At 72.5% G+C, this 25,864-nt stretch carries 32 protein-coding genes; 16 read left to right on the top strand and 16 right to left on the bottom strand.

The window, feature by feature from the left end:
- The first annotated feature begins 89 nt into the window (after positions 1–89).
- Positions 90–3,701: an alpha-1,6-glucosidase domain-containing protein gene (locus D3A60_RS13155; protein ID WP_196778749.1), complete on the top strand. Its 3,612-nt coding sequence runs from the start codon at positions 90–92 to the stop codon at positions 3,699–3,701.
- A 128-nt stretch (positions 3,702–3,829) separates the two neighbouring features.
- On the opposite strand, the gene D3A60_RS13160 is transcribed toward D3A60_RS13155, so the two are convergent.
- The 3 genes from D3A60_RS13160 to D3A60_RS13170 form a co-directional block, all read right to left on the bottom strand.
- Entirely contained in the window at positions 3,830–4,297 is a 468-nt protein-coding gene (locus D3A60_RS13160; protein WP_119719229.1) for a Cif family virulence factor, read from the bottom strand.
- Between the two features lie 125 nt (positions 4,298–4,422).
- Positions 4,423–5,118, bottom strand: a complete 696-nt coding sequence (locus D3A60_RS13165; RefSeq protein WP_119719230.1) for a M23 family metallopeptidase — start codon at positions 5,116–5,118, stop codon at positions 4,423–4,425.
- A gap of 16 nt (positions 5,119–5,134) precedes the next feature.
- The gene (locus D3A60_RS13170) at positions 5,135–6,247 is read right to left on the bottom strand and encodes a L,D-transpeptidase family protein (protein WP_119719231.1); all 1,113 of its coding nucleotides are present in this window, start codon (positions 6,245–6,247) and stop codon (positions 5,135–5,137) included.
- Between the two features lie 254 nt (positions 6,248–6,501).
- Between D3A60_RS13170 and D3A60_RS13175 the strand changes: the two genes are divergently transcribed.
- Together D3A60_RS13175 and D3A60_RS13180 are read left to right on the top strand one after the other, a co-directional pair.
- Complete coding sequence (locus tag D3A60_RS13175) at positions 6,502–7,467, top strand: alpha/beta fold hydrolase (protein WP_119719232.1); 966 nt, start codon at positions 6,502–6,504, stop codon at positions 7,465–7,467.
- A gap of 117 nt (positions 7,468–7,584) precedes the next feature.
- The gene (locus D3A60_RS13180; RefSeq protein WP_157981490.1) at positions 7,585–8,298 is read left to right on the top strand and encodes a hypothetical protein; all 714 of its coding nucleotides are present in this window, start codon (positions 7,585–7,587) and stop codon (positions 8,296–8,298) included.
- 33 nt (positions 8,299–8,331) lie between these two features.
- Here D3A60_RS13180 and D3A60_RS13185 read toward each other — a convergent pair whose 3' ends face one another.
- A complete protein-coding gene (locus D3A60_RS13185) occupies positions 8,332–8,571 on the bottom strand; it encodes a hypothetical protein (RefSeq protein WP_119719234.1) in 240 nt (79 codons plus the stop codon).
- A gap of 207 nt (positions 8,572–8,778) precedes the next feature.
- Here D3A60_RS13185 and D3A60_RS13190 point away from each other — a divergent pair, with 207 nt between their 5' ends.
- Both D3A60_RS13190 and D3A60_RS13195 read left to right on the top strand, forming a co-directional pair.
- Positions 8,779–9,579 (top strand): hypothetical protein, encoded by an 801-nt coding sequence (locus D3A60_RS13190; RefSeq protein ID WP_119719235.1) that lies wholly within the window; start codon positions 8,779–8,781, stop codon positions 9,577–9,579.
- Between the two features lie 69 nt (positions 9,580–9,648).
- Entirely contained in the window at positions 9,649–10,311 is a 663-nt protein-coding gene (locus D3A60_RS13195) for a type 1 glutamine amidotransferase domain-containing protein (protein WP_119719236.1), read from the top strand.
- Positions 10,312–10,323: 12 nt separating this feature from the next.
- Here the strand turns inward: D3A60_RS13195 and D3A60_RS13200 are convergent, their stop codons facing one another.
- The 3 genes from D3A60_RS13200 to D3A60_RS13210 form a co-directional block, all read right to left on the bottom strand.
- Complete coding sequence (locus D3A60_RS13200; protein WP_119719237.1) at positions 10,324–10,896, bottom strand: DUF3016 domain-containing protein; 573 nt, start codon at positions 10,894–10,896, stop codon at positions 10,324–10,326.
- Positions 10,897–11,089: 193 nt separating this feature from the next.
- Positions 11,090–11,752, bottom strand: coding sequence for a DsbA family oxidoreductase (locus D3A60_RS13205; protein ID WP_119719238.1), 663 nt, complete (start codon positions 11,750–11,752; stop codon positions 11,090–11,092).
- Positions 11,753–11,958: 206 nt separating this feature from the next.
- On the bottom strand, positions 11,959–12,168 hold the full coding sequence (locus tag D3A60_RS13210; protein WP_119719239.1) for a cold-shock protein: 210 nt from the start codon (positions 12,166–12,168) through the stop codon (positions 11,959–11,961).
- Positions 12,169–12,471: 303 nt separating this feature from the next.
- On the opposite strand from D3A60_RS13210, the gene D3A60_RS13215 reads away from it, so the two are divergent.
- The 5 genes from D3A60_RS13215 to D3A60_RS13235 all read left to right on the top strand — a co-directional run bounded on the left by D3A60_RS13215 (position 12,472) and on the right by D3A60_RS13235 (position 16,281).
- Positions 12,472–12,735, top strand: coding sequence for a DUF3297 family protein (locus D3A60_RS13215; protein WP_119719240.1), 264 nt, complete (start codon positions 12,472–12,474; stop codon positions 12,733–12,735).
- Between the two features lie 12 nt (positions 12,736–12,747).
- Positions 12,748–13,032 carry a DUF4031 domain-containing protein gene (locus D3A60_RS13220; protein ID WP_119719241.1) on the top strand — a complete coding sequence of 95 codons (285 nt, stop codon included), beginning with the start codon at positions 12,748–12,750 and terminating at the stop codon, positions 13,030–13,032.
- Positions 13,033–13,252: 220 nt separating this feature from the next.
- Positions 13,253–13,750: a fasciclin domain-containing protein gene (locus D3A60_RS13225; protein ID WP_231120528.1), complete on the top strand. Its 498-nt coding sequence runs from the start codon at positions 13,253–13,255 to the stop codon at positions 13,748–13,750.
- A gap of 98 nt (positions 13,751–13,848) precedes the next feature.
- Positions 13,849–14,559 (top strand): DUF6445 family protein, encoded by a 711-nt coding sequence (locus tag D3A60_RS13230; RefSeq protein WP_119719243.1) that lies wholly within the window; start codon positions 13,849–13,851, stop codon positions 14,557–14,559.
- Between the two features lie 87 nt (positions 14,560–14,646).
- On the top strand, positions 14,647–16,281 hold the full coding sequence (locus D3A60_RS13235; RefSeq protein WP_119719244.1) for an MFS transporter: 1,635 nt from the start codon (positions 14,647–14,649) through the stop codon (positions 16,279–16,281).
- 27 nt (positions 16,282–16,308) lie between these two features.
- Here D3A60_RS13235 and D3A60_RS13240 read toward each other — a convergent pair whose 3' ends face one another.
- The 4 genes from D3A60_RS13240 to D3A60_RS13255 all read right to left on the bottom strand — a co-directional run bounded on the left by D3A60_RS13240 (position 16,309) and on the right by D3A60_RS13255 (position 18,898).
- Complete coding sequence (locus D3A60_RS13240; protein WP_119719408.1) at positions 16,309–17,571, bottom strand: RNA polymerase sigma factor; 1,263 nt, start codon at positions 17,569–17,571, stop codon at positions 16,309–16,311.
- A 64-nt stretch (positions 17,572–17,635) separates the two neighbouring features.
- Complete coding sequence (locus D3A60_RS13245) at positions 17,636–18,043, bottom strand: DoxX family protein (protein WP_119719245.1); 408 nt, start codon at positions 18,041–18,043, stop codon at positions 17,636–17,638.
- Positions 18,040–18,450, bottom strand: coding sequence for a VOC family protein (locus tag D3A60_RS13250; protein WP_407062787.1), 411 nt, complete (start codon positions 18,448–18,450; stop codon positions 18,040–18,042). The genes D3A60_RS13245 and D3A60_RS13250 overlap by 4 nt, the downstream gene beginning before the upstream one ends.
- Before the next feature lie 25 nt (positions 18,451–18,475).
- Entirely contained in the window at positions 18,476–18,898 is a 423-nt protein-coding gene (locus tag D3A60_RS13255) for a YciI family protein (RefSeq protein WP_119719247.1), read from the bottom strand.
- 188 nt (positions 18,899–19,086) lie between these two features.
- On the opposite strand from D3A60_RS13255, the gene D3A60_RS13260 reads away from it, so the two are divergent.
- Positions 19,087–19,473 carry a YciI family protein gene (locus D3A60_RS13260; RefSeq protein WP_119719248.1) on the top strand — a complete coding sequence of 129 codons (387 nt, stop codon included), beginning with the start codon at positions 19,087–19,089 and terminating at the stop codon, positions 19,471–19,473.
- Between the two features lie 9 nt (positions 19,474–19,482).
- Here the strand turns inward: D3A60_RS13260 and D3A60_RS13265 are convergent, their stop codons facing one another.
- The 3 genes from D3A60_RS13265 to D3A60_RS13275 all read right to left on the bottom strand — a co-directional run bounded on the left by D3A60_RS13265 (position 19,483) and on the right by D3A60_RS13275 (position 21,540).
- Positions 19,483–20,256 (bottom strand): ABC transporter permease, encoded by a 774-nt coding sequence (locus D3A60_RS13265; protein ID WP_119719249.1) that lies wholly within the window; start codon positions 20,254–20,256, stop codon positions 19,483–19,485.
- Complete coding sequence (locus tag D3A60_RS13270) at positions 20,253–21,206, bottom strand: ABC transporter ATP-binding protein (protein ID WP_119719250.1); 954 nt, start codon at positions 21,204–21,206, stop codon at positions 20,253–20,255. The genes D3A60_RS13265 and D3A60_RS13270 overlap by 4 nt, the downstream gene beginning before the upstream one ends.
- A gap of 70 nt (positions 21,207–21,276) precedes the next feature.
- Positions 21,277–21,540 (bottom strand): DUF2798 domain-containing protein, encoded by a 264-nt coding sequence (locus tag D3A60_RS13275; RefSeq protein WP_119719251.1) that lies wholly within the window; start codon positions 21,538–21,540, stop codon positions 21,277–21,279.
- A 242-nt stretch (positions 21,541–21,782) separates the two neighbouring features.
- Between D3A60_RS13275 and D3A60_RS13280 the strand changes: the two genes are divergently transcribed.
- From D3A60_RS13280 to D3A60_RS13290, 3 genes are all read left to right on the top strand, one after another.
- A complete protein-coding gene (locus D3A60_RS13280) occupies positions 21,783–22,565 on the top strand; it encodes a hypothetical protein (RefSeq protein WP_119719252.1) in 783 nt (260 codons plus the stop codon).
- 192 nt (positions 22,566–22,757) lie between these two features.
- Positions 22,758–23,087 carry an RcnB family protein gene (locus D3A60_RS13285; protein WP_119719253.1) on the top strand — a complete coding sequence of 110 codons (330 nt, stop codon included), beginning with the start codon at positions 22,758–22,760 and terminating at the stop codon, positions 23,085–23,087.
- Between the two features lie 239 nt (positions 23,088–23,326).
- Entirely contained in the window at positions 23,327–23,608 is a 282-nt protein-coding gene (locus D3A60_RS13290) for a hypothetical protein (protein ID WP_119719254.1), read from the top strand.
- Between the two features lie 27 nt (positions 23,609–23,635).
- On the opposite strand, the gene D3A60_RS13295 is transcribed toward D3A60_RS13290, so the two are convergent.
- Together D3A60_RS13295 and D3A60_RS13300 are read right to left on the bottom strand one after the other, a co-directional pair.
- Positions 23,636–24,088 carry a PepSY domain-containing protein gene (locus tag D3A60_RS13295; RefSeq protein ID WP_119719255.1) on the bottom strand — a complete coding sequence of 151 codons (453 nt, stop codon included), beginning with the start codon at positions 24,086–24,088 and terminating at the stop codon, positions 23,636–23,638.
- Between the two features lie 186 nt (positions 24,089–24,274).
- The gene (locus tag D3A60_RS13300; protein ID WP_119719256.1) at positions 24,275–24,601 is read right to left on the bottom strand and encodes a DUF6249 domain-containing protein; all 327 of its coding nucleotides are present in this window, start codon (positions 24,599–24,601) and stop codon (positions 24,275–24,277) included.
- A gap of 161 nt (positions 24,602–24,762) precedes the next feature.
- On the opposite strand from D3A60_RS13300, the gene D3A60_RS13305 reads away from it, so the two are divergent.
- Both D3A60_RS13305 and D3A60_RS14595 read left to right on the top strand, forming a co-directional pair.
- Positions 24,763–25,335 (top strand): RNA polymerase sigma factor, encoded by a 573-nt coding sequence (locus tag D3A60_RS13305; protein ID WP_119719257.1) that lies wholly within the window; start codon positions 24,763–24,765, stop codon positions 25,333–25,335.
- Positions 25,332–25,847 (top strand): hypothetical protein, encoded by a 516-nt coding sequence (locus D3A60_RS14595; RefSeq protein ID WP_157981491.1) that lies wholly within the window; start codon positions 25,332–25,334, stop codon positions 25,845–25,847. Before D3A60_RS13305 ends, D3A60_RS14595 begins: the two co-directional genes overlap by 4 nt.
- The last annotated feature ends 17 nt before the right edge of the window (positions 25,848–25,864 follow it).

Genomic DNA, 25,864 nt, shown 5'->3' on the forward strand with positions numbered 1-25,864 from the left:
CCCCATCCGATGCACGCGCATCCGGCGGAGCGGCCGCGCCGCGCGTCGTGTCGTCGACCGCGGCCCTTGTCGGGAAAGGGAGCGTCACGATGAGCCTGTCGATCGTCCGGTCCGTGCGCGTCGCGCGCATGGCGCTGCTGCTGGTGCTGTCACTGCTGCTGTCGGCGTGCGAGCTGCCGTGGTCGCCCGCCGCGGAGGCCGGCAAGGCGCCGCTGGCCAATGCGCACCAGGGGCAGGGCAACGTGCTGCCGGTCGACGCTGCGGCGCTGTGCGACGCGCCACCGAGCACCGTCCTTGCCGCGATCCCGGCCGGCGCCGTCGACGGCGCGCCGGCGGACGTGCGCATCCGCTACCACCGGCCCGACGGCAACTACGCCGACTGGGGCCTGCACGTGTGGCAGGTCAATGACGCCGGCCAGTACGTCGCCGACTACCCGGGCGTGACGTGGCCGTCGCCGCTGGCGCGCAGCGGCATCGACGACTTCGGCGCGTACTTCGATCTCGAGGCCGCCAAGTTCACCCACCCTCAGGCCGCCGGCTTCGGCTTCATCGTCCACCCGCCTGGGCAGAACGGCGACCCCGGCGTCGACCGCATCGTCAGGTTCGGCGAGGGCACGCAGTTCTGGCTGCGCTCCGGCGACGCGACGGTGTACCGCAGCAACCCGCTCGGCGCGGCGGCCGACATCGACACCGTGCGCGTGCATTACAAGCGCTTCGACGGCAACTATGACGCGTGGGGCCTGCACCTCTGGCCGACCAGCGGCATCGACGTGTCGCGCCTGCCGGGGCTGGCGCTCGACCAGTGGCCGAACCCCGTGCCACTGTCGGCGATGCCGAACTACGCCGCGTCGCCGGACGGCTCGGAGGTGGTGTTCGACCTGCCGGTGCTGAACCCGCAGTCGAACCCGGACCGCAGCGCGGTCGAATTCATCATCCACGGCATGCCGTCGAACCCGAACGGCGGCGTCAACAACAAGGACGGCTGGAACGACAACATCCGCGTCGCGTACGCGTCGCTGACGATCCGCGACGGCACCGGTTCGATCTGGCTGGTGCAGGGCGAGCCGCGCGTGTTCACCGCCTCGCCGGACACGCGCCGCGCGTCGACCACCGACGCGCGCGCGGTGTGGCTGACCCGCGCGCTGCTGCAGTGGCCGCGCACCGACACCGCCGGCACGTTCCGGCTGTACCACTCGGCCACCGGCCAGATCGTCGCGCGCAAGGGCGCGCCGGTCGCCGGCGCCGACGGGTCGATCGCGCTGGCGGTCGGCGGCGCCGTGCCCGCGGCCGCGGCCGAGCGCTTCAAGTGGGTCGAGCCCGGCGTGGTGCTGGCCGTCGACGCCGCCGACGACGTTCGGCTGGCGTCGGTGCTCCCACACCAGCTCGTCGTCGTGCAGCAGGACGTCGACGGCAACGTGCTCGGCGCCACCACCGCGCAGCTGCCCGGCCAGCTCGACGACCGCCATGCATCGGCCGACGCGCTCGACGACCTCGGCGTGCGCATGGAGCGCGGGCAGGCGCGCTTCCGCCTGTGGGCGCCGACCGCGCAGCAGGTGACGCTGTGCGTGTACGCGCCCGGGGGCGGCACGATGCTGCAGCAGGCGATGGACTTCGACCCCGCCACCGGCAGCTGGGCGCTCGCGCGCCGTGGGCTGCCGACCGGCCTGTACTACCGCTACGCGGTGCAGGTGTTCGTGCGCGGCGTCGGGCTGGTGCGCAACCTCGTCACCGACCCGTACGCGATCAGCCTCGACGCCGATTCGCAGCGCAGCTATCTGGCCGACCTCGACGCGCCGCAGCTGCAGCCGCCGGGCTGGCAGCTCGACCGCTCGCCGGCGCGCGTGCGCGAACAGGAGGACATGGCGATCTACGAGCTGCACGTGCGCGATTTCTCGATCGACGACGCCACCGTCGACCCGCGCCACCGCGGCAAGTACCTGGCGTTCGCCAACTGGAACTCGAACGGCATGAAGCACCTGCGCGCGCTGGCGCAGGCCGGGCTGACCGACGTGCACCTGCTGCCGGTGTTCGACCTGGCCAGCGTGCCGGAGACCGGTTGCGTGACGCCGCAGATCCCGATGGCCGCGCCGGACTCGGACGCGCAGCAGGCCGCGGTCGGCGCGGTGCGCGACGCGGACTGCTTCAACTGGGGCTACGACCCGTGGCACTTCACCGCGCCGGAGGGCAGCTTCGCCACCGACGCGCGCGACGGCGCCGCGCGCGTGCGCGAGTTCCGCGCGATGGTGATGGCGCTGCACGCCGCGGGCCTGCGCGTGGGCATGGACGTGGTCTACAACCACACCAGCGCGTCGGGCCAGAACGCGCGCTCGGTGCTCGACCGGGTCGTGCCCGGCTACTACCACCGCCTCAACGGCAATGGCGACATCGAGCGTTCGACGTGCTGCGAGAACACCGCCACCGAGAACCTGATGATGGGCAAGCTGATGATCGACTCGGTCAAGACCTGGGCGGTCGAGCACCACGTCGACTCGTTCCGCTTCGACCTGATGGGCCACCAGCCGCGCGCGGTGATGGAGCGGCTGTACGACGAGGTCTCGGCCGCGGCCGGCCGTCCGATCCAGCTGCTCGGCGAGGGCTGGAACTTCGGCGAGGTCGCCAACGGCGCGCGCTTCGTGCAGGCCAGCCAGCTGTCGCTCAACGGCAGCGGCATCGGCACCTTCAGCGACCGCGCGCGCGACGCGGTGCGCGGCGGGTCGGGCTTCGACAGCGGCGACGCGCTGGTGCGCAACCAGGGCTACATCAACGGGCTGGTCTACGACGACAACGGCAGCGGCGCGAACAAGTCGCGCGGCGAGCTGATGTGGTTCGCCGACCTGGTCAAGGTCGGGCTGGCCGGCTCGCTGCGCGACTACGTGCTGACCACGCACTGGGACGCGACGCTGCCGCTGGCGCAGCTGGACTACAACGGCCAGCCGGCCGGCTACGTCAGCGACCCGCAGGAGGCGGTCAACTACGTCGAGAACCACGACAACCAGACGCTGTTCGACAACAACGCCTACAAGCTGCCGCTGTGGACCACGCGCGAGGATCGCGCCCGGGTGCAGCTGCTCGGCGCGGCGATCACCGCCTTCAGCCAGGGCGTGGCGTACTACCACGCCGGCATCGACACGCTGCGCAGCAAGTCGATGGACCGCAACAGCTACAACAGCGGCGACTGGTTCAACCGGCTCGACTGGACCTACACCACCAACCACTTCGGCACCGGCCTGCCGCCGGCCGGCGACAACGCCGCGAACTGGCCGGTGATGGCGCCGCGGCTGGCGAACCCGGATCTCAAGCCGATGGCCGCCGACATTGCGTGGACGCGCGACGCGTTCCGCGACCTGCTGCGGATCCGCGCCAGCTCGACGCTGTTCCGCCTGCGCACCGCCGACGAGGTGCGCCAGCGGCTGACGTTCCTCAACACCGGTAGCGCGCAGGTGCCGACCGTACTGGCCGCGCGCCTCGACGGCCGCGGACTCGACGGCGCGAACTTCCGCGAGCTGCTGTACCTGGTCAACGTCGACACGCGCGCGCAGACGCTGGAATTCGGCAGCGAGGCGGGCAAGGCCTGGCGCCTGCACCCGGTGCACGCGGCGGCGAACGCGGCCGACCGCCGCGCTGCGAACGCGACCGTCGCCGTCGACAGCGGCACGTTCTCGGTGCCGGCACGCACGGCGGTGGTGTTCGTGGTGCCGTGACGCCGCGGCCGCGCGCCGATGCGCGTGGCCGCGGCGGACATGCAAGAAAAGCGCGGGTCGCGGCGCCCGGGGATGGCGCGCGACCCGCCGCCGCCGTCACGGCGGCGCAAGCGGAGCGGGCGCCGCAATTACGGCAGCGGCGTGCCCTGGTCGGCCACGGCCAGCCAGCGGTTTCCGTCGTGGGTGTAGGTCACGCCGGTCAGCGCTCGGGCGCGGTAGCCGATGCGCGGGATCGCGTAGACCGTCTCGTACAGGATGAAGGCCGAGCGGCAGCCGTCGACGACGCGGTAGCGCTCGGTCCAGCTCCACTGCGCTTCGCGGTTGGCGAAGTGACTGGCGAGCGCCGCCATGATCGCGTCGATGCCGATGCGCGTGGCGCCGCTGCCGAATACGGTGATCGCGCGCTCGTCGTGCACCGCGCGGAACGTCTCGGCGTCGTAGTCGCGGAACGAGGTCATGTCGAGCTGCTGGGCGATTTCGAACTGGCGCGCGCAGCCGTCGGCGGTGGCGGACTGGGCGCGGGCGGGCGATGCGGCGCAGGCAGTGGCCGCGGCGAACGCGACCAGCGCGGCGGTGCAGGGGACGTTGCGGTTCATGGCACACCTCACGGTTCGGGATGTGCCGCGACGTTATGCCCCGCGATTGGTGCGTTCGAGAGCCACTGCGCGCGCGCTGCGTGGGGCCAATGCGCGGGGGCGACTCGCCCGCGCGCGATGGATGGTCAGCGCGCGAGCAGCGGGTACGGATTGATCGGCGTGCCTTCCCACCAGCGCTTCTCCGGGCCGAGCTCGAAGATCGCGAAGTGCAGGTGCGGCGCGGCGGGGTTGGCGTTGCCGGTGCTGCCGACGAAGCCGATGATCTCGCCGCGCCGGACCTCGACGCCTTCGCGCACCGTCGGCGCGTACGACTGCAGGTGCGCGTAGTAGTACGCGCGCTCGCGCTGCGGATCGAACTGGTAGATCGTCAGCCCGCCCGCGGCGCTGGTGAACAGCTTCTCGATCCGCCCGTCGACCGCGGCCAGCACCGGCGTCCCGGCCGGGGCCAGGATGTCGAGCGCCTCATGGCGGCGTTCGGTGCCGCGTGGCTGGTCGAAGGTGTCGAGCAGCTGCGCCTGGGTCACGCCTTCGACCGGCACCAGCAGGCCGGATCCGGCGACCACCGGAGCGGGCGCCGCGTCGGCCAGCGTGGTGGTCGCCGCCGGCGCCGCAGTCGACGCGGCCGGAACGGCAACTGTCGCGACCGGCGCGCTTGCGCTGCCCGTGACCGCCGGCGCGCGCGCGGCGTCCGCGGCCGGCCCCACGTTCACCACCGGGCCGGTCGGCAGCGCGTGCGGCGCGGCGCCGTGGCGCCACGCGTAGTAGCCCGCGTTCGCCGCGAACAGCAGCAGCGCGACGACGGCGATCGTGCGGGTTCGCATCGACGCTGCGCCCCGCTCAGTCCTGCAGCAGCGCCGGCGTCCCCGGGGCGACCGCGGCCGCGACGTCGATCGCGCTCCAGTTCGTCAGGCGGATGCAGCCGTGCGACTGGGTCTTGCCGATGCGCGACGGCTCGGGCGTGCCGTGGATGCCGTAATGGTCCTTCGACAGGTCGATCCACACCGGGCCCACCGGGTTGTTCGGACCGGCCGGAATCTTGGCCTTGGCGTGGTCCGGGTCGGCGTCCCAGAAAAGCTTGGGGTTGTAGTGGAAGACCGGGTCGCGCGCGACGCCCTTGATCGTCCACTTGCCCAGCGGCAGCGGGTCGTGCTGGCTGCCGGTGGTGGCCGGGAAGCGCGCGTAGACCTTGTCCTGCGCGTCGAGCAGCTGCACCGACTGGTCCGAATCGTCGACGACGACGCGCGCGGCCTTCGGCAGCGCCGGCAATGCGGCCACATCGGGCACCCGCAGCACGCTGCCGGCGGCGAACGTCGCGCCGGGGTTCAGCGACGCCAGCAGCTTCGGGCTGACGCGGAAGCGCTCGGCCAGCGCCTCCTGCACCGAGGTGTAGCCCAGCGCCGGCAGCGCGGCCTTGTCCATCATGTCGTCGGGGATCGTCACGAACGGGCCGGCGGCGTCCGCCGCGGTCACGGTGTAGGAGGTCATCACCACCTGCGTGTCGCCGTTGAGCGCGGTCCAGGTCGCATCATCGAGCGTGCCGGTCGACGGCAGGCCGCGCGCGGACTGGAACGCGGCGATCGCGCGGCGCGTGTTGCTGCCGCCCTGGCCGTCGATCTCGCCGGGCGAGAAGCGCGCGCGCTCGAGCAGGATCTGCGCGCGCAGCATCGCATCGGCGCCGGTGCGCGTGGCCGGGTCGTCGACCGGACCGGTCGGCTTGGCCGGTGTCGCCGGCGTGGCCGGCACGGCGGGCGTCGCCGGCTCGCCGGGCGCGCCGGGAGTCGCCGGCGTCGCGGGCACCGCAGGCGTCGCGCGCTCGGTCGGCGCGATCGGGGCGACCGGCTTGGTCTCAGGCTGCGAAGGCTTGGTCTGCGCGCCGGCGACCGGTGCGACGAACGGCGCGCACAGCAGGGTCGACCAGAGCAGGGCGGTGGCGGGGCGGGACGTCGTCATGGAGGCACCAACACGTGAGGAGTGCGCGCATCGTTGGGGCGGGCACGGCGCCGCGGCGTGAACGCGGGCGTCGGTGCGCGCGGCCCGCCGCGCCGCCGGGACGCGCGAACGGCCCGCAAACCCCCGCCGCGCATGGCCCGTCGCGTGCATTAACGATTGGCGAACGCCGCGCGCGACCCGCGCGTTGCGCCGCGTGCCGCCGGCTTCCATCATCGCCGCGCGAGCCGGCCCGGCCGCGCCCGCGGAGCCGTCGCATGCCGCCCCACCCGACGCCGTGGTCGTCCGACATGCTGCCCCGCTTCGAACGCGCAACGCTGACCGGGCTGCGCGGCGTCGACGGTGAGGTTGAGGCCACGCTCGTCCGGCGCGCCGGTGCGACGCCGTCGAGCGCGGCCGTGCTGTACGTGCACGGCTTCGTCGACTACTTCTTCCAGACGCACCTGGCCGACTTCTTCGAACGGCAGGGCCTGCGCTTCTTCGCGCTCGACCTGCGCCGCCACGGCCGCTCGCTGCGACCGGGCCACTGGCCGAACTACACGCCCGACATCGACGAGTACCTGGCCGACCTCGACGCAGCCGTCGCCGCGCTGCGCGACGAACTCGGCGTCGGCTGGCTGCTGGTCAACGGGCATTCGACCGGCGGGCTCGCCGCGGCGCTGCACGCGCACCGCGGCGCGCGCCGCGACGGCGTCGACGCGCTGCTGCTCAACAGCCCGTTCCTCGACATGAACCTGCCGCGCTGGCAGGAGCGCTGGGTCGAGCCGCTGCTGGCGGGAGCCGGGCGCGTGTGGCCGGCGCTGCGGCTGCCGGGGCTGTCGCCGCTGTATGGCCAGAGCGTGCACGCCGCCCACCGCGGCGAATGGGATTTCGACACGCGCTGGAAGCCCATCGACGGGTTTCCGGTGCGGGCCGGGTGGTTCCGTGCGATCCACCGCGCCCACGCCGAGGTGGCCGCCGGCCTCGACGTGCGGGTGCCGTGCCTGGTGCTGCACGCGGCGCGCAGCGCGTGGCCGCGCCGCTGGAGCGATGCGGCGCGCACGGCCGACATCGTGCTCGACGTGGACGACATCCGGCGGCTCGCGCCGCGGCTCGGACCGCACGTCGCCGTGCAGGGGATCGACGGCGGCCTGCACGACCTGGTGCTGTCGGCACCGGCCCCGCGCGCGGCCGCGTTCGACGCGATGGCGCAGTGGCTGGCGACGGTGCCGCCCGTGGAGTGAGCGTGGGCGCCGGCGCAATGCCGGATGAACGGCGCGGCGCGTGCACGACGACTGGCATACGGCGGCCCGCAGGCGCGTGCCTAACCTGCGGCCACGTTCCCCGCATCAGGTCGCGCCATGTCCCGTTCCGCTTGCCGTCCGTTTGCCGTCGCCGCCGCGACCCTCGCCATGGCCGCATGCACCACCGCGCAGGTGCGGCTGCCGCCGGGATTCGCCACCGCCGCGGTGTCGTACGAGGTCAGCGGCCATTCGCCGCGCCGGCAAGGCGAGCCGGTGCGTTTCGGGCCGTACAGCGCGCTGGAGATGCGCGAAGGCGGGACGCTCTCATGGGGCGTGCCGGTGCCGGGGTTCGACCTGGTGCGTTCGGCGAAGCCCGTCGCCTACACGCTGGTGGCGCGCGACCAGTCGCCGGTGGAGGTCCAGTGCCGCAGCCGCGCGTGGACGCTCGGGCGCGGCGACGCCGACCGGCGCCTGGAGATCGATGCGACCGCGCTGGCGGGGCCGCTGCTGGCGTGCGGCCTGAAGCTCGACGGGTTCGAGCCGCGCCCGCTCGTGCTGTCGCGGCAGGGCGGCACGCTGCAGGGGCGGCTGTCGGCGCCGTGGGGACGGGACTACGCGGTGCGTGGCCTCAACGGCCTCGTCGGCAGCCCGCTGCCGCTGGGCGTGCCGGGCGGCTACGCGATCGTCGACGGCGACGTGCCGGTCGCCGTGGTCGACGTGCTCAATGCCGGCCGGGTGCACTTCGACCCGGCGCTGGACGCGGAGCGGCGCGCGTACTTCGCCGCGGCGGCGACCGCGCTGCTGCTGCTGGATCCGGAACTGGGAGGCTGAGCAGCGCGCGGCGCGATGCCGCGCGCGTCGGGCTCAGCGCGCGCGCTTGCCCGAGGCCTTCGGCTTGGACACGGTCGGCGCCGCGTCGGGGCTGTCGACCTTCTGCAGCACGCGCGTGGTGCCCAGCTTCTCGACCCGGCCGCCGCCCTTCTCGAACGCGGCGATCTGCGCGGTGATGCGCTCGCTGTCGATGCGCTTCTGGTTGAGGTCCCCGCCGGCCTGGGTGCCGCGGGTGTAATCGCGGTCCTTGCCGCGAGTCTTGGCGCCTGTCATCAAAAACTCCTGTTCGGCGCCGTCAACGTCCGCGTACGGTCGCGGAAGCCCTGCAGTGTCGAACGGACACTATGCGCCTCCGGGGGCCCTGGCGCACCCCCACGGCGCCCCGCGGGTCAGGGGCGGGCAGGGTGGGGCCGGGCTGACGGGGTTGCAGGCCTCGGGCAGACTGTCGCCCTCGCCAACGACCAGGGACTGTCGAGCGTCATGCCCATCGCGATCAATCGCGCCGTTGCCGGCGCAGTGGCGGCCGTCCTGGCCGGGGCGCTTGCCGGGGAATCGGGCGCCCAGGAGCGCCCCCCGGCGCCGGCGCCGTACTGCATGGACGCGCGGCAGATGGCCGAGGCGGTGCAGCCGGATGCGCACACGCTGGCGATCCGGCTGGCCGACGACAGCCGGTTCCGGGTCGAGCTCGCCGACGCCTGTCCGGGCGCGGCGGTCGACGGCGCCGCGGCGCTGGTCGCGCGCGGCGGCTGGGTCTGCGGCACCAACGAGGAGCACGTGCGGGTCGGCGAGCGCCAGTGCGCGGTGTCCGGCCTGGCGCGGATCGACGCCGAGCAGTTCGCCCGGCTGGCGCAGACGGCCGGCCGCTCCGGCGGCATCCCGACCCTGGCCCCGGTGAAGGTGCGCGGCGAGCGCCGCCGCGGGTTCGCCGGCTCCACGTCGTACTGCCTCGACGCGCGCCAGATGCGCGGCTGGCACGAGGACGCCGACGGCGTCGTCATCGAGGTGTCGCCGCGGCGCAATGGGGGGCACCGCTACTACCGCGTGGAGCTCGCCGGCAGCTGCCCCGAACTCAGCCGCGCCGAGTCGGTGGAGCTGCGCTCCGGGCTCGGCCAGTCGGCCATCTGCGGCAATCCCGGCGACCGGGTGCTGGCGCTGGACGGCCTGTCGACCGGTGCGAGCCTGCCGATCACCCCGATCGTCGGCCTGCGCGGGCAGGGCTGCCCGATCTCGGTGGTGTACCCGCTGGAGCCGGCGGCCCGCGGCGCCGGACGCCAGCGCTAGCGCGGCCCCCTGCATCGGCCGTTGACGCGGCGCTCGCCACACTGCGCGCCCGCCTACGGAGCTTCGCGCATGCCCCGCGTCCTGATGATCGTGACCAGCACCGGCACGCTGCCCGACGGCGGGCCGACCGGCCTGTGGCTCGAGGAGTTCGCGGTGCCGGCGCTGGTGCTCGGCGAGGCGGGCGCCGAGCTCGTCGTCGCCAGCCCGCGCGGCGGCGCGGCCCCGGTCGACCCGCGCAGCGAGCGTGACCCGGACAAGCATCCCGGCTGGGCCGAGGCGGCCCGGGCGCTCGCCGACACGGTCGCGCTCGACAGCGTGCGCGCCGACGAGTTCGACGCGGTCTTCATTGCCGGCGGCCACGGCACGATGTTCGACTTCCCCGGCCACCCGGCGCTCGCGCGCCTGCTGGCGGATGTCCACGCACAGGGCAAGCCGATCGCCGCCGTCTGCCACGGGCCGGCGGCCTTCGTCGGCGTGGTCCGCGCCGACGGGCGGCCGCTGGTCGACGGCTACACGATCACGGCGTTCTCCGACCTCGAGGAAAAGCTGGTCAAGCTCGACGACGCGGTGCCGTTCCTGCTGTCGGCCCGGCTGCGCGAGCTGGGCGCCACCGTGCAGAACGGCGTGCCGGTGCTGGCGAACGTGCGTGAAGACCGCCAGCTGATCACCGGCCAGAACCCCAAGTCCAGTCGCGAGGCGGCCGAGCGCCTGGTCCGACGCCTGCGGACCTGACGGTCGGGGGGGCTACGGCGCGTGGCGATCGGCGCCGAGGCGCGGGCCGAGTTCGCGCTGCGCCCAGCGGTCGATCATGTGCTTCTCGAACCGCAGCGGGTCGTTGTCGAAGCCGCTGCCCGGGCCCATCAGGTAGGCCGCGTCGATCAGCACCACGTCGCGCTCGCCCAGGGGCGCGCCGTCCGCGCCGATGCGCCGCACCCGCATCGCCATCCGCGGCGGGTACAGGTCGGTCAGGAACCGCACGTGGTCGTACTGGATGCCGCGCCACGGCTCGTAGTTGCCGGCCCGGCGAATGTCGGTGATCTCGATCTCGAGGCGTTCGCCGGCCGGCAGCCGGCGTTCGGCGGCGCGACGCAAATGCTCGGCGATGTCGACCACCCAGGTGCCACGGCGCGCTTCGAAGCGGTTGCCGCTGTGGCGCAACTCGGTGAAGGCAGCCGGGTCGGTCCAGCGGACGTCGACCGGCCCCTGCGCGGGCAGGCTGCGCGGCAGGTGGGGATCGAGCACGGTGCGGCCGGCGGCCAGAGCCGGCATGGACGCGGCGGCGAGCGCGGCGGCCAGCAGAAGGGTTCGCAGGTTCATGGCAGGCTCCGGTTCGGGGAACTCGCGCGTTGCCGGTCGAGCGTCTCGATTCTCCGCCCGTTGCGACCGCGCGGCAAATGCGTGGGAGGGGCCAGACGCCGGTGACCGGGCCCGGACCCTTGGGGCGCTCCCGGTGAACAACGACGAGGCGGGCGGCGCTCGCCCGCGCCGCATGCCGGCGCGATCGGGCCGGTCAGCTGCCGGCCCGCGGACCCGCCAGCTGGCGCAGCGCCTGTTCGAACAGTTCGACCGGCTGGCCGCCCTGGATCAGCTGGGCGTCGTTGAAGACCACCGACGGCACCGCGCGGATGCCGCGGGCCTGGTAGTGCTGCTCCCGGGCGCGCACGTCGTCGCCATAGGCCCCGCTCGCGAGCACCTCGCGCGCGGCGGCGGGATCGAGCCCCGTGCCCGCGGCGACGTCGACCAGCACTGCATGCGAGGCCACGTCGCGCCCGTCGGTGAAGTACGCCTTCAGCAGCGCGTGCTTGAGCGCGCGCTCGTGCTCGGCGCCAATCGTCCCCGCCCAATGCAGCAGGCGATGGCAGTCGAAGGTGTTGTAGACCCGCGTGCGGGCGTTGAACTCGAACCCGACGTCGGCGCCGCGCTGGCGCAGCACCTCCCGGTTCTGCGCGAGCTGCGCCGGGGTCGAGCCGTACTTCTGGGTCAGGTGCTCGTCGACGTCCTGACCCTCCGGCCCCATCTGCGGATTGAGCTCGAACGGCTGGAAGTGCAGCTCGACCTCGACCTCGCCGCGCACGCGCTCGATCGCCTGCTCCAGCGCGTTGAGCCCCACCGCGCACCACGGGCAGGCGATGTCGGAGACGAAGTCGATGCGGACGGTGGGCAGCGCGGTCATGGGTGGGCTCGATCGGGGTACGCCCTCGAACTGCGGGCGCGCCGGCGTTCGATCAATGGGCGGGGCCGTGCCTTGCCGGGATGCAGCGTTGCGCGGCCGCTCGATGCGCCGCGCGGGGGTGCAAAACACGCGGCAAAAAAAAGCCCCGCCGAAGCGGGGCTTTTCGAGAGGCCGCGACCGCCCGGGGGCGGTGCGCGCCGTCAGCCTTAGACCGGCTGGACGGCGTCGGCCTGCAGGCCCTTCTGGCCCTGGGTCACGGTGAACGTGACCTGCTGGCCTTCCTGCAGGCTCTTGAAGCCCTGGGTCTGGATGGCGCGGAAGTGGACGAAAACGTCCTCACCGCTCTGGCGGGTGATGAAGCCGAAGCCCTTGGCGTCGTTGAACCACTTGACGGTGCCGGTTTCACGGTTGGACATGTTGCTAACTCCTTGGAACGGATGAAATAAACGTCGCAGTTGTGCGACATGGACGCTGGTTGCAAGGAGAAAGCGAGGTGCAACGATGTGGCGGTGTGCGGCATCGGGTCACGATCACGGTGACCCTTGGAACTCAGCAAGCGCACGGTACCGCCGCCCGGGACGGAAAGCAAACCCCCTCCCCACAAGGCCCGCCCTCCATTCAGCCGGAGGGCGCAGCGGCCCGCTCTTAACGCCTGCCGGCGCCGCGCCTATCCTGTGCGGCCCCGTGGCCCCGGTGGCCACCCGCGAACGAGCCCAGCCATGACCGACGTGCCCCCCGACCGCCTCGCCACCGACCCGCGCAGCAAGTTTCACGACGCCGCGGTGCTCGAGCGGGGCATCGGCATCCGCTTCAACGGTCAGGAAAAGACCAACGTCGAGGAGTACTGCGTCAGCGAAGGCTGGGTGCGACTGCCGGTCGGACGCGCGCTGGACCGCCGTGGCCAGCCGATGACGATCAAGGTCAAGGGTACGGTCGAGCCGTATTTCCTCGACACCGCCGGCGACGCTCCCGCGGCGGACTGAGCACGCGCCGGGATGGCGGTGTACGTCGACGATGCGGTCACTCTGTGGCGCGGCCACCGCTGGGCGCACCTGATGGCCGACACGCTGGCGGAGCTGCACGACTTCGCCGCCCGCCTCGGCCTGCCGCGACGCGCGTTCCAGGACAAGACCAGCGGCGCGCACTACGACGTCGACGCCGCGCTGCGCGACCGCGCGGTCGCGCTGGGGGCCGTGCCGATCTCCCGCCACCGCGATCGCGAGCGGTTGCGCGCGGTGATCCGCGTGGCCAAGGCGCAGGGCCGCGGCGAGCATCCCTGACGCCGCGGGCGTCGCCCTACGCGTTAAATGCGCGTGATGCATCCACGGCCAGAAGGGGGTCGTAACTCCGGTGCGCTGCGACACACGCAGCCTCTTCCCCTACTGCCATGGAGTCGTCCCGATGAAGCCCTCGCTGCTCGCTTTCGCCCTCGCGACCCTCGTAGCCGTTCCGGTGCTCGCCACCGCCGGCCACCATGAAAACAAGGCCGACCACGCCAAGATGGGCCACGGCCCGGCGACGCCGGTGATGGTCGGCGGCGCACCGATGCTCGCCAACAGGGACATCGTCGACAACGCGGTCAAGTCGAAGGACCACACCACGCTGGTCGCCGCGGTCAAGGCCGCCGGCCTGGTCGACACGCTCAAGGGCGCCGGCCCGTTCACCGTGTTCGCGCCGACGAACGCCGCGTTCGACGCGCTGCCGGCCGGCACGGTCGACAGCCTGCTCAAGCCGGAGAACAAGGGCCAGCTGACCTCCGTGCTGACCTACCACGTCGTGGCCGGCAAGGTCGATGCGAAGACCCTGCTGTCGCAGATCGAAGCCGGCGGCGGCACGGCCACGCTGACCACCGTGCAGGGCGGCACGCTGACCGCGAAGGCGGCCGGCGGCGGCGTGCAGATCACCGACGCGAAGGGCGGAAGCGCGCGCGTCACCATCGCAGACGTCAACCAGAGCAACGGCGTGATCCACGTGGTCGACAAGGTGCTGCTGCCGTAGGTCCTCCTCGTCTCCACCTGCGGCATGCACAGGGGTGGCTTCGGCCACCCCTTTTTGCTGGCGGCCGCGCGCGCCGGGGCGCGACCTACAATCCGGCCATGTTCAACCCCAACCCACGCGTGCAGGTCGTGCCGATCGGCCCCGGGCAGGCCTGCTACGTCATCGATGACGCGCTGCTGGAGCCGGACCGCCTGGTCGCCGTCGCGATCGAGCAGCGGGCGCGCTTCGTCGAGGCGGGCCACAACGCCTATCCCGGGCTCGAGCTGCGCATGCCCGACGCCTTCTCGGCCGCGCTCGACCAGTTCTTCCGGCTGCGCGTGCGCGACCTGCTCGGCGTGCGCCGCGTGCAGCGCATGTACAGCCGCCTGTCACTGGTGACGCGGCCGCCGCAGGCGCTGACCCCGCCGCAGTGGCTGCCGCACCGCGACCGGATGCAGAAGGTGCCCGGCGAATGCGTATCGGCCTGCGTGCTGTACCTGTTCCATGACCCGGCGCTGGGCGGCACGCGCTTCTATCGGCCCCGGCAGCCCGAGCGCGACACCGCGCGGCTGCTGTACGACTCGGTGGTCCTGTCGCCGGCCGACTTCGCCGCGCGCTACCCGGTGGCGGCCGGCTACATGGGCGAGTCGAACGCGTTCTTCGAGCACGCGCTGACGATCGAGCCGAAGTGGAACCGGTTGATCTTCTACGACGGCGACGTGTTCCACAGCGGCGACATCCGCGCGCCCGAGCGACTGAGCGACGACCCGGCGGTCGGGCGGCTGACGCTCAATGGATTCTTCACCGGGACGCGCCCGATCCCCGCCTAGCGCCGGGGGCTCGGCAACCTGCTACAACGTCGCCCACGTTTTCCTCTCGCACACGCACGCGATGGCCGCGCGCGCCCCGGAGTCCCGATGTCCGCCAATGGCCTGTCGTTCCACCACCCCGTCGCGTTCTGGCTCGGCTGCGCGCTGATCACCGCCGGGGTGTTCGCGCACCTGCCGATGTTCATGATGGGGGAGCACACGCACTGGCAGATGGTCGGCATGCCGATGACGACCGAGATGTGGGTCGGCATGGGCATGATCCCGGTCGGCCTGGCGCTGGCCGCGTTCGGCCTGATGCCGCGGCTCGCGCTGATGCGACAGGCCCTGCACGGCGACCGCCACGTGCACTTCCACATCGCCGACGGCGTGCCGCTCAACGCCGAGCACTGGAAGCTGGTGATCGTCCTGGTGATCGCGCTGGCCGTCGACGTGATGAAGCCGGCGACGCTCGGCTTCGTGATGCCCGGCATGAGCCTCGAATACGAGATCGCCAAGCCGACCGCAAGCCTGCTGGCGCTGGTGGCGCTGACCGGTACGACGGTCGGTTCGGTGCTGTGGGGTCGCGTCGCCGACCTGTTCGGGCGCCGCGCGGCGATCCTGCTCGGCGCGCTGATGTTCATCGGCACGGCGATCTGCGGGGCCATGCCCACGTTCGAATGGAACCTGGCGATGTGCTTCCTGATGGGCGCGTCGGCCGGCGGCCTGCTGCCGATCACGTTCACGCTGATGGCCGAAACGGTGCCGTCGGCGCACCGCGGCTGGCTGCTCGTCGCGCTCGGCGGCATCGGCACGTCGGCCGGCTATCTGCTGGCCGCCGGCGCGGCGGCGTGGCTGGAGCCGATGTTCAGCTGGCGGGTGCTGTGGCTGCTCGGCCTGCCGACCGGCGCGATCATCGTGGTGCTGTACCGCTTCATCCCCGAGTCGCCGCGGTTCCTGTCCAACGTCGGGCTGGAATCGCAGGCGCGGACGGTGCTGCGCAAGTTCGCCGGCGCGTCGGCGGACGGCGACGGCCGGGTCGAGGCCAGCGCGGCGATCGAGCGCGACGACGCCGCGCACCCCGGCGCGCCGGTGATCGACGAGCAGCACCCGGTGTCCGGGGCGCGCACCCTGCTGCGCGGTCGCCATGCGCCGATCACCTGGGGCCTGCTGGTGTGCGGCGTGGCGTGGGGGCTGGCGAACTTCGGCTTCCTGCTCTGGCTGCCTGTAAACCTGACCCAGCTCGGCGTCGACCCGAAGGCCGCCAGCGCGCTGCTGGCCAAGTCGGCGGTGCTGGCGCTGCCGGGCATCGCGGTGGTGATCTGGATGTACCACCGCTGGAGCAGCGTGAAGTCGCTGGTGGTGTTCATCGCGCTGACGACGCTCGCGCTGCTCGCCTTCAGCGCGATGGGCTTCGCCGGGCTGCGCTCGGAGCCGGCGACCGTCGTGGCCACTGCCGCGCTGCTGGTCAGCATCAGCGGCGTGATCGCGATGCTGATCCCGTACGCCGCCGAGATCTACCCGGTGCACCTGCGCGGAACCGGATCCGGGGTCATCGCCGCCAGCTCCAAGGCCGGCGGCATCCTCGGCGCCGGGCTTGGCGTCATGGGCTTCTTCAGCCACTTCGCGTGGTCGGCGCTGCTGATCGCGGTGCCGATGGCGGTGTCGGCGGCGATGCTGTGGCGCAGCGGCGTGGAAACCCGCGGCCGCCGACTGGAGGAGATCCAGGACGCGCTGGCCGGCTGACGCGCGCCGGGTGGGCGGGGCGGCTCGTCAGCCGCACGCCGCCGCGCGCTGGCGCAGCAGCGCCTGTTCGCGGGCGTTGCGGGTCAGCCCGGCAGCGCGCTCGAACTCGTCGCGCGCCTCGCCGAAGCGGCCGAGCTTGTGCAGCAGGTCGCCGCGCACCGCCGGCAGCAGGTGGTAGTGCTGCAGCTGCGGCGCCTCGCGCAGGGCGTCGGCCAGCGCCAGGCCGGCCGCCGGTCCATCGGCCATGCCGACGGCGACGGCGCGGTTGAGCTCGACGATCGGCGACGGCGCGCGCGCGGCCAGCCGCGCGTACAGCGCGGCGATGCGTGCCCAGTCGGTCGCGTCCGCGGTCGCGGCGCGCGCGTGGCACGCGGCGATCGCGGCCTGCAGCGCGTAGGGGCCGTCGCCGCCGCCCAGCCGCTCGGCCGTTGCGAGCGACGCCAGCCCGCGCCCGATCAGCAGGCGGTCCCATCGGCCGCGATCCTGCTCGAGCAGCAGGATCGGCGTGCCGTCGTCGGCGACTCGCGCCTTCGTGCGCGAGGCCTGGATCTCCATCAGCGCGAGCAGGCCGTGCACTTCCGGCTCGCGCGGTGCCAGGCCGGCGAGCACGCGCCCGAGGCGCAGCGCTTCGTCGCACATTGCCGGGCGCATCCAGTCGTCGCCGGCGGTCGCGGCATAGCCCTCGTTGAAGATCAGGTAGACCACCTCGAGCACCGACGCCAGCCGCTCCGACAGCTCCGGCCCGCGCGGCACCTCGTAGGCGACGTCGGCGCTTGCCAGCGACTTCTTCGCCCGCACGATGCGCTGGGCCACGGTCGGCTCGGGCACCAGGAACGCGCGCGCGATTTCGTCGGTGGTCAGCCCGCCGAGCAGGCGCAGCGTCAGTGCGACGCGTGCCTGCGTCGGAAGGACCGGGTGGCAGGCGGTGAACACCAGCCGCAGCAGGTCGTCGCCGATGTCGTCGTCGAGCCGGTCGGCATCGTCCGGCGCGGCGAACGGCGGCGGCGCGTCCTCGGATTCCACGGCGAGCTGCTCGTGCTTGCGCTGCTGCAGCTGCAGGTGGCGCAGCCGGTCGATCGCGCGGCGCTTGGCGGTCGCCATCAGCCACGCGCCGGGGTTGTCGGGCACGCCGTCACCGGGCCAGTGCTCGAGCGCGGCGACCAGCGCGTCCTGGGCCAGTTCCTCGGCCAGGCCGACATCGCGGACCATGCGCACGAGGCCGGCGATCAGGCGCGGCGCCTCCATGCGCCACACGGTGTCGATGCTGCGGTGGACGTCGCGCGGGCTCATCTCGCGCGATGACAGCATCGCGCGTCGATCCGGGCAAGCCGTCGGCGCCGGCCGCGGCCACGGTTCACGCCGGGTCGCGCTGCCACGGCAGCGCCGAGCGCACGCGCGGGTCGCGCAGCCACAGCCCGACCCATGCCGCAACGCCGAGGTACAGGCCGAACAGCAGGTGGGTCGCGATCGGGCTGCCGGCGCGCAGGTGCGTCGCCATCGCGCCGCCGAGCACGCCGGTCAGCAGCACCGCGCCGAGCGGCGCCGTGCGCGGCCACGCGTACAGCAGCGCGCAGGCCAGCGTCAGCGCGCCGATCGTGCGGGCGATGCCGGCATCGGGCGGGTAGCCGAGCTGCACCAGCGTGTCGATCACGACCTGCAGCGGCACCAGCTTGATTGCGCCGTCGAGCAGCAGGAACACGACCACCAGCGCGCTGAGCGCCCGGCCGGCCCAGCGAGCGCCGGTGTTCGACGACGCGCTCACGACGGCGCCCCGCTGAGGTGCACCAGCTCCCACAGGTGGCCATCGAGGTCCTCGAAGCCGTGCTGGTACATGAAGCCGTGGTCCTGCGGCGGGCGGCCCGGCGTCGCGCCGGCGGCCAGCGCCCGCGCGAACAAGTCGTCGACCCGTTCGCGCGACTCGACCGCGACGCAGACGATCACCGCGGCCTGCGCGCGCGTGTCGGCAACCGGCCGGTCGATGAACGTCGCGAAGAACTCGCGAGTCAGCAGCATCGCGAAGATGTTGTCGCCCAGCACCAGGCAGGCGCCGGAGTCGTTGGTGAACTGCGGATTGAACGCAAAGCCGAGCGCTGCGAAGAACGCCTTTGCCCGCGGCAGGTCGTGCACGGGCAGGTTGACGAAGATCTGCTGGACCATGGGGACTCTCACTGGCGTGGGTGGGGGGCGTTCGCGTTCAGGGCTGGCCGATCTGCGCGCGCAGCCGCGCTTCCTGCTCGCGCAGTTCGGGGGTGAACTCGGCGCCGAAGTCCTCGGCCTCGAACACCGGCCGGATCTCCAGCTGCGACGGGCCGGCGTGCGGATTGGGACAGCGCCGCGCCCACTCGATCGCCTCGTCCATCGAGCGCACCTGCCACAGCCAGAAACCGGCGACCAGCTCCTTGGTCTCGGCGAACGGTCCATCGACCACGGTGCGGGTGGGGCCCTCGAACAGCACCCGGGCGCCGCGCGACGTGGGGTGCAGGCCCTCGCCGGCGAGCATGACGCCGGCCTTGACCAGCTCCTCGTTGAACCGGCCCATCGCCGTCATCAGGGCCTCGTCGGGCATCTCGCCCGCTTCCGACTCGGCCGTCGCCTTCACCATCACCATCACGCGCATCGTCGTTCTCCTGGCTGGGCCCGGGCCGGGCTGGCCGGGCTCTTGACCAGTCGACGAGCGGGCGCGACCGGATTCGACAGGCCGCGCCATTTTTATTGGGGCGCGCAGGGACATCCCGCAGTGGGCCGCGTGCGGCATCATCGGGGCCTTCCCGCGCGGCGCCGCGCCCCACGCCACGGAGGCAACCGATGCAGTACCTGATGCTGGTCTACACCGACGACGCGCTGATGGACGCGCTGCCCGACGGGCAGTTCGACACGCTGATGCGCGGCTGCCTGGAACACGCCGACGAGCTGCGCGCGTGCGGTTCCCTGACCCATTCGCAGCAGCTCGAGCACCCGCGCACGGCGCGCTCGATCCGCGTGCGCGACGGCCGCATGAGCGTGGTCGACGGCCCGTTCAGCGAGACCAAGGAGATGCTCGCCGGCTTCAACCTGATCGAGGCCGACAGCCTCGACGAGGCGGTGCGGATCGCGTCGGAGTTCCCGTGGGCGCGCACCGGCTGCATCGAGGTGCGTCCGGTTCGCGACATGGACGCGGTCCGCCGACGGGTCGGCGCGGCCGTAGCGGCCTGAGGCCGCCGGTCAGGCCTTCAGCTTGTAGCCGGTCCGGAAGATCCAGTAGATGCCGGTCAGGCACAGCGCCAGGAAGCCGACGATCGCCGCCAGGCTCAGGCCCACCGGCACGTCGGCGCTGCCGTAGAAGCTCCAGCGGAAGCCGCTGACCAGGTAGACCACCGGGTTGAACAGCGCCAGCTTCTGCCAGAACGGCGGCAGCATCGTGATCGAATAGAAGCTGCCGCCGAGGAACGTCAGCGGCGTCACCACCATCAGCGGGATCACCTGCAGCTTCTGGAAGCTGTCGGCCCACACGCCGATGATGAAGCCGAACAGGCTGAAGCTCAGCGCGGTCAGCACCAGGAACGCCAGCATCCAGACCGGGTGCTCGATCTGGTAGTCGACGAAGAAGCGCGCGGTCAGCAGGATCAGCGCGCCGAGCATCAGCGACTTGGTCGCCGCCGCGCCGACGTAGCCGGTGACGATCTCCAGCGTCGACACCGGCGCCGACAGCAGCTCGTAGATCGTGCCGGCCCACTTGGGCATGTAGATGCCGAACGAGGCGTTCGAGACGCTCTCGGTCAGCAGCGACAGCATCACCAGCCCGGGAATGATGAAGGCGCCGTAGCTGACCCCGTCGACCTCGCCCATGCGCCCGCCGATCGCCGCGCCGAACACGACGAAGTACAGCGACGTGGTCAGCACCGGCGCGATGATGCTCTCGGCCAGCGTGCGGAAGGTGCGCGCCATCTCGAAGCGGTAGATCGCCGCCACGGCGTGGGTGTTGAAGTGCAGGCTCATGGGCGCGCCTCCGCGCGCGGCGGGCGCGGTCCGTTGTGCACCAGGTCGACGAAGATGTCCTCGAGCGAGCTCTCGCTCGAGTGCAGGTCCTTGAACGCGATGCCGTGCTCGTCGAGCCGGCGCAGCAGCGCGGCGATGCCGGTCTGCTCGCGCTGCGCGTCGAAGGTGTAGACCAGCGCATGGCCGTCGTCGGCCAGCTCGAGCGCGGCGTCGGCCAGCGCCCCGGGCACCGCGGCCAGCGGCTCGGCCAGCTGCAACGTCAGCTGCTTCTTGCCGAGCTTGCGCATCAGGACGTGCTTGTCCTCGACCACGACCAGTTCGCCCTGGCGGATCACGCCGATGCGGTCGGCCATCTCCTCGGCCTCCTCGATGTAGTGCGTGGTCAGGATCACGGTGACGCCGCGCTCGCGCAGGCCTCGCACCATCTGCCACATGTCGCGGCGCAGCTCGACGTCGACGCCGGCGGTCGGCTCGTCGAGGAACAGCAGCCGCGGCTCGTGCGCGAGCGCCTTGGCGATCAGCACGCGGCGCTTCATGCCGCCCGACAGGGTCATGATCTTGCTGTCGCGCTTGTCCCACAGCGACAGGTCGCGCAGCACGCGCTCCAGGTGCGCGTCGTCGCGCGGCTTGCCGAACAGGCCGCGGCTGAAGCGCACCGTCGCCCACACAGTCTCGAACGCGTCGGTCGACAGCTCCTGCGGCACCAGCCCGATCGTCGCGCGCGCGGCGCGGTAGTCGCGGACGATGTCGTGGCCGTCGACGTGGACCGTGCCGCCGCTGGCGTTGACGATGCCGCAGACGATGCTGATCAGCGTGGTCTTGCCGGCGCCGTTCGGGCCGAGCAGGGCGAAGATCTCGCCGGGCGCGATGTCGAGGTCGACGCCCTTCAGCGCGGACAGCCCCGAGGCGTAGGTCTTGGTCAGCTGGCGGATCGAGAGGATCGGCGTCACGGCGTCACCGGGGGCGTGTGCAGGCGGGCATCGTAGCCGCCGCGTTCGCGCCGCCGCGCGTCGCGGCCCATCAGCCCAAGTCGCCGACGCCGCCGGCCGCGGTCGCGGCGGGGGCGCGCGTGAGCCGCGCCAGCAGCGCACGCACCGACGGCACCACCAGCAGTGAGACCGGCAGCGCCACGGCGAACGCGACCGGCCACTGCTGCAGCCACGTCGGCCACACCCGCGCGGTCAGCCCGAGGTTCAGCACCGTCAGGGCGAGGCTGATGAAGCCGGACATCGACAGCGCGACGAGCGGGACGAAGGCGAGCTGGGCCTGTCGGGGCGTGAGCATGGGCCGGGCCTTGCGAAACGGGGGAGCGCACAGCCTACGGACCGAGGCACGCGCCGATAAGCCGCCGCGCGCCGGAATCTTCGTCCCGCCTGCGGGCCAATCGGGTCGTGCGGGGTACGCCGAGACGATGCCTCCGGCGCCGCGGCCGGGTGCATCCCGCGGTTTTTTTCCGCCGTAGCTGGCAACGCCCCGCAGCGATGCGCGGGGCTTCCCCCATCAGCAGCACGACTACGAGGTGATGCATGAAGCAGCAGCTCCTGGCGACCGTTCTGGTCTTCGCAAGCGCCCCCGCCTTCGCCGCGGGTCCGGAAGCCGGCAAGTTTTCCTTCTCGCTGTTCGGCGGCGTCGACGCGCCGGCCAGCGGTGACGTCCACGGCGGTGCGATCGCGCCGGTGCCGGATTTGGGCCCGTTGAACCCGGCGCTGGCCGGCGTCTCGGCCGAACTGCGGATCGAATCGCGCAAGCACGACCGCATCTACGACCTGGCCGAAGGCCTCGGACTGGAGCTGGGCTACGGCCTCAGCGACCGCAGCGAGCTGTTCGGGCAGGTGCGCTACACGCGCGCGGACCAGGGGCGCGTGCAGGTCGGTGGCGCGTTCGTGCCGGCGCTCAACACGACGCTGCCGGTGTACGGCACGTTCGGCGAGTACAAGAGCCTCAGCGCCGAGGTCGGCTACCGCTATTTCTTCATGGACCCCGGGCACGCCCGCCCGTACGTCGCCGCCCGGCTCGGCGCCACCCAGACCGACGACATCGCCGCGACGTTCGAGATCCCGGACGCCGGCATCACGATCAACGACGCGCCGTTCTACAAGAAGGCGTGGAAGGGCAGCGCGGGCCTCGACCTCGGCGTGGTCGTGCCGATCTCGGAGCGCGTGCAGTTCCGCGCCGAGACCGGCGTGCGCTACGTCGACGACCTCGACGGCGACGACAGCGCGATCGGCGGGCTCGGGCTGGCGTCGATCAACGACACCGGCAGCCGGGTGTCCGTCCCGGTGTCGGTGGGGCTGCGCGTCGACTTCTGACCTGCGCGGGCGGCTGCGGGCGGGCGCGGCGCCACGTCGCGCCCGGCCCGCAACGGCGGATGCCCCAACGCCGCCTGAAGGCGAAGGGTGACCGGCGTCGCCAATCGCACCATGCGCGCGCGCGGCCGCCCCCACGGCCGCGCGGGCTGATTACGATCCGCCAGCCGATTCATCCAACCGGGGGGAACCACCATGAAGCGTCTTCTGCTCGCCACGTCGCTCGCGCTGTTCGCGCTCACGTCCACCGCCGCGCTTGCCGATGGCAAGGGCAAGGGCAAGGGTCACGGTGGCGATCGCCATGGCGGCCACTACGGGCACCCGCCGGGCAAGCACAAGGGCTGGCACAAGGGCGAGCGCATCGACGTCGTCTACCTGCAGCCGCGCTACTACGTCGAGGACTACCGCCACTACCACCTGGCCGCACCGCCGCGCGGGCACCGCTGGGTGCGGACCGACGACGGCAAGTTCGTGCTGATCGCGGTGGCCACCGGAATCATCGCCGACATCCTGCTGCACCACTGAGCCGCGCTCGCAGGCGGTCAACGACGAAAGCCCCGCATCGCGGGGCTTTTTCGTGGGCGATTGGGTGTGCCGATGCGGCGCGCGCGCATGCGACCGGTTTGGCCGCTGCCGCGTCCTCGTGACGTGCATCACAGAAGGCGCATGGCGCGTGCTGAACGCGTCATTCCGAGCGCATCGGCGGTCGTGCGTGCATGACGACCGGCACTGTGGTGGCGCGCACGCAGGAGGAGGATGCAGTCATGGACGCGCGATCGAGCGTGATGGTCACACGGCTCCGACTGATCGGTTGGAGCGCGGCGTTGGCGGGTGTCCTGGCGTGCCAGCCGGCCGTGGCGGCGTCGCAGCGCGCACCCGGGTCCGGCCCGGTCAAGGCCGCCGCGCAGGTCGATTTCCGCATCGTGATACCGGAGCGCATCCGGGTGCCGGCCAGCGCGGCGCCCGACGCGCTGCTGGCGCGCGACCAGCACCGCAGCGTCGAGCGTCGCGCCGACCGCACCATCATCACGGTGGCGCAGCCGTAGCGGCGCCACCTTCTCGGCGACCGGGGATCAGTCCTTTTCGGTGCCGATGATCTTCCCGGTCTTCGGGTCCATCCGCACCTCGAAGTCGCGGCCGTTCTCATCGTCGGCCTCGGCCTTCCACACGCCATCGTCCCAGTCGATGTCATGCACGTTCGACCAGCCGGCCGCGGCGAGCTGTGCCTTGACGTCGTCCTTGCTCAGGTTGCCGACGAGTTCGTCCGGAAACACCTCGCCGGTCCGCGCATCCATGCGCAGCTCGACGCGGTTGCCGTCGGCGCTGCGTGCGTCGGCCGTCCACGTGCCGTCGTCGAACTGGATGTCGTTGATCTTGGTGTAGCCCTGCGCCTCGAGCTTGGCGCGCACCTGCGGCTTGGTCAGCGCGTCCTGGGCCATGGCGGTGCCGGTGGCGAATGCGGCGGCAAGGCCGAGGACGAGGGCGGTGCGCAAGGCGCGCGGGGCGAAGGTTCGGTTGGCATCCATCGCGATGCGTCTCCTGGGTGGGGGAGGGCGCAGTCTCGACAGGCGAATTCGAATCGCCGATGAAGCCGGCAGCGCACGGCTCAGCGCGGGTTTCGCGATGTCGGCCCGCCGTGAAGCGCGTCGCCACGGACGCACGCGGGAAGGCGGCCGCTGCGCGCGGCCGCCTCGTCGCGACGCGCTGGCGCCTCAGGCGAGCTTGCGCGAGGTCAGGTAGAAGCCCAGGTGGCCCAGGCCGGTGACGCCGAGCAGCACGGCGATCACGCCCGGGGTGACTTCGCGCCAGCCGGCCGCCTCGATCACGGCGAAGCCGATGGCGAGCGCGAGCAGCACGATGCCCCAGCGCAGCGAGTTGTGGCGGCGCTGGTGCGCTTCGCCCTGCAGCATCGACCGGACCAGCTCGTCGGAGCCGTTGGCTGCGATGAGCTTGGAACGGACGCGGGCGTCGACGACGGACTTGATCGCGTAGACGATGCAGATGAACAGGGTGATCGGGATGAGGATTTCGAAGTTCATGGCGGGCCTCGGGCGGTCGAGCGGGACGGGATGGACGGAATGTCCGGGGTCGAGCCAGGAGATACGGGCCGCGGCGGATCGGTTGCAGGAAAAAAATTCCGGCCCGGCTGCAACCGTCAGGCCCCTTCGCGTATCCAAGCCACCATGACCCGGGACACGCCATGACCGACCCCGACCAGCGCCTCGTCGCCGACGTCCTCGCCGGCGCCCCCGGCGCGTTCGAGCGGCTGGTGCGCGAGTACCAGGGCCTGTGCTGGCACATCATCCAGCGCATGGTCCGCCACCCCGACGACACCCGCGAGCTGTGCCAGGAGGCGTTCCTGCGCGTGCACCAGTGCCTGCACCAGTACCGCGGCGACAGCGCGCTGAAGTCGTGGATCGGCCAGGTCGCGTATTCGGTCGCAAAGCGCCACCTCGAGAAGCGCCGGATCCCGATCGCCGAGGTCGCCGACCCGGACGACGACGGCCTGTCGCTGCTCGACCAGGTCAGCGACGGCTTCGACCTGGAGGCGGCTTGCGCCGACGCCGAGATCGCCGCCGGGCTGCACGCCGAGATCGAGGCGCTGGCCCCGCTGCAGCGCACGCTGCTGACGCTGTATCACCTGGACGACGTGCCGATCGTCGAGATCGCCCGGATCACCGGGCTCGCCGAGGGCACGATCAAGAGCCATCTGTTCCGGACCCGTGCGCGGCTGCGCGAGCGGCTGCAGGCCCGGATGGGAGTGACCGCATGAAGACGACTGATCCGACCCCGCCGCGCCCCCCGTTCGACCCCGCCCGCCCCGGCGAGGTGCGCTTCGACGACCCGCGCGTCCGCGCCGAGTGGGACGCCCAGGAGCGCGCGCTGCGCGAGGAGCGCCTCGGCGTGCCGGTCGGCGACGATGCCCGGGTCGCCGAGTACCGGCTGCTGGCCCGGGCGCTGCGGCATCCGCCGCTCGACGCGGTGCCGTATGACTTCGCCGCGCAGGTGGCCCGCCGCGCGGCGGCCGGGCCGGCGTTCGACGAGCGACTGGAAGGTTGGCTGCTGCGCGGCCTGGTGGCGCTGTTCGCGGTGGCCGCGGTGGCGGTCGCCGGCGCCTACGGCGGCACGTGGTGGCCGTCCGGCGACGCGCTGGGAACGGTGCTGCCGGACGGCGCCGGCACCTGGGCCAGCGCGGTGATCGCGTGCGTGGCTCTGTCGTGGCTGATGCAGGGGCTGATGCGCCAGCTCGACGCCGGCCCCCGCGACGGCGCGCGCGCGGCCTGAGCCGCGCGGCGCCTCAT

It is taken from the genome of Cognatilysobacter tabacisoli, from assembly GCF_003586305.1.
Taxonomy (GTDB): Bacteria; Pseudomonadota; Gammaproteobacteria; order Xanthomonadales; family Xanthomonadaceae; genus Cognatilysobacter_A; species Cognatilysobacter_A tabacisoli.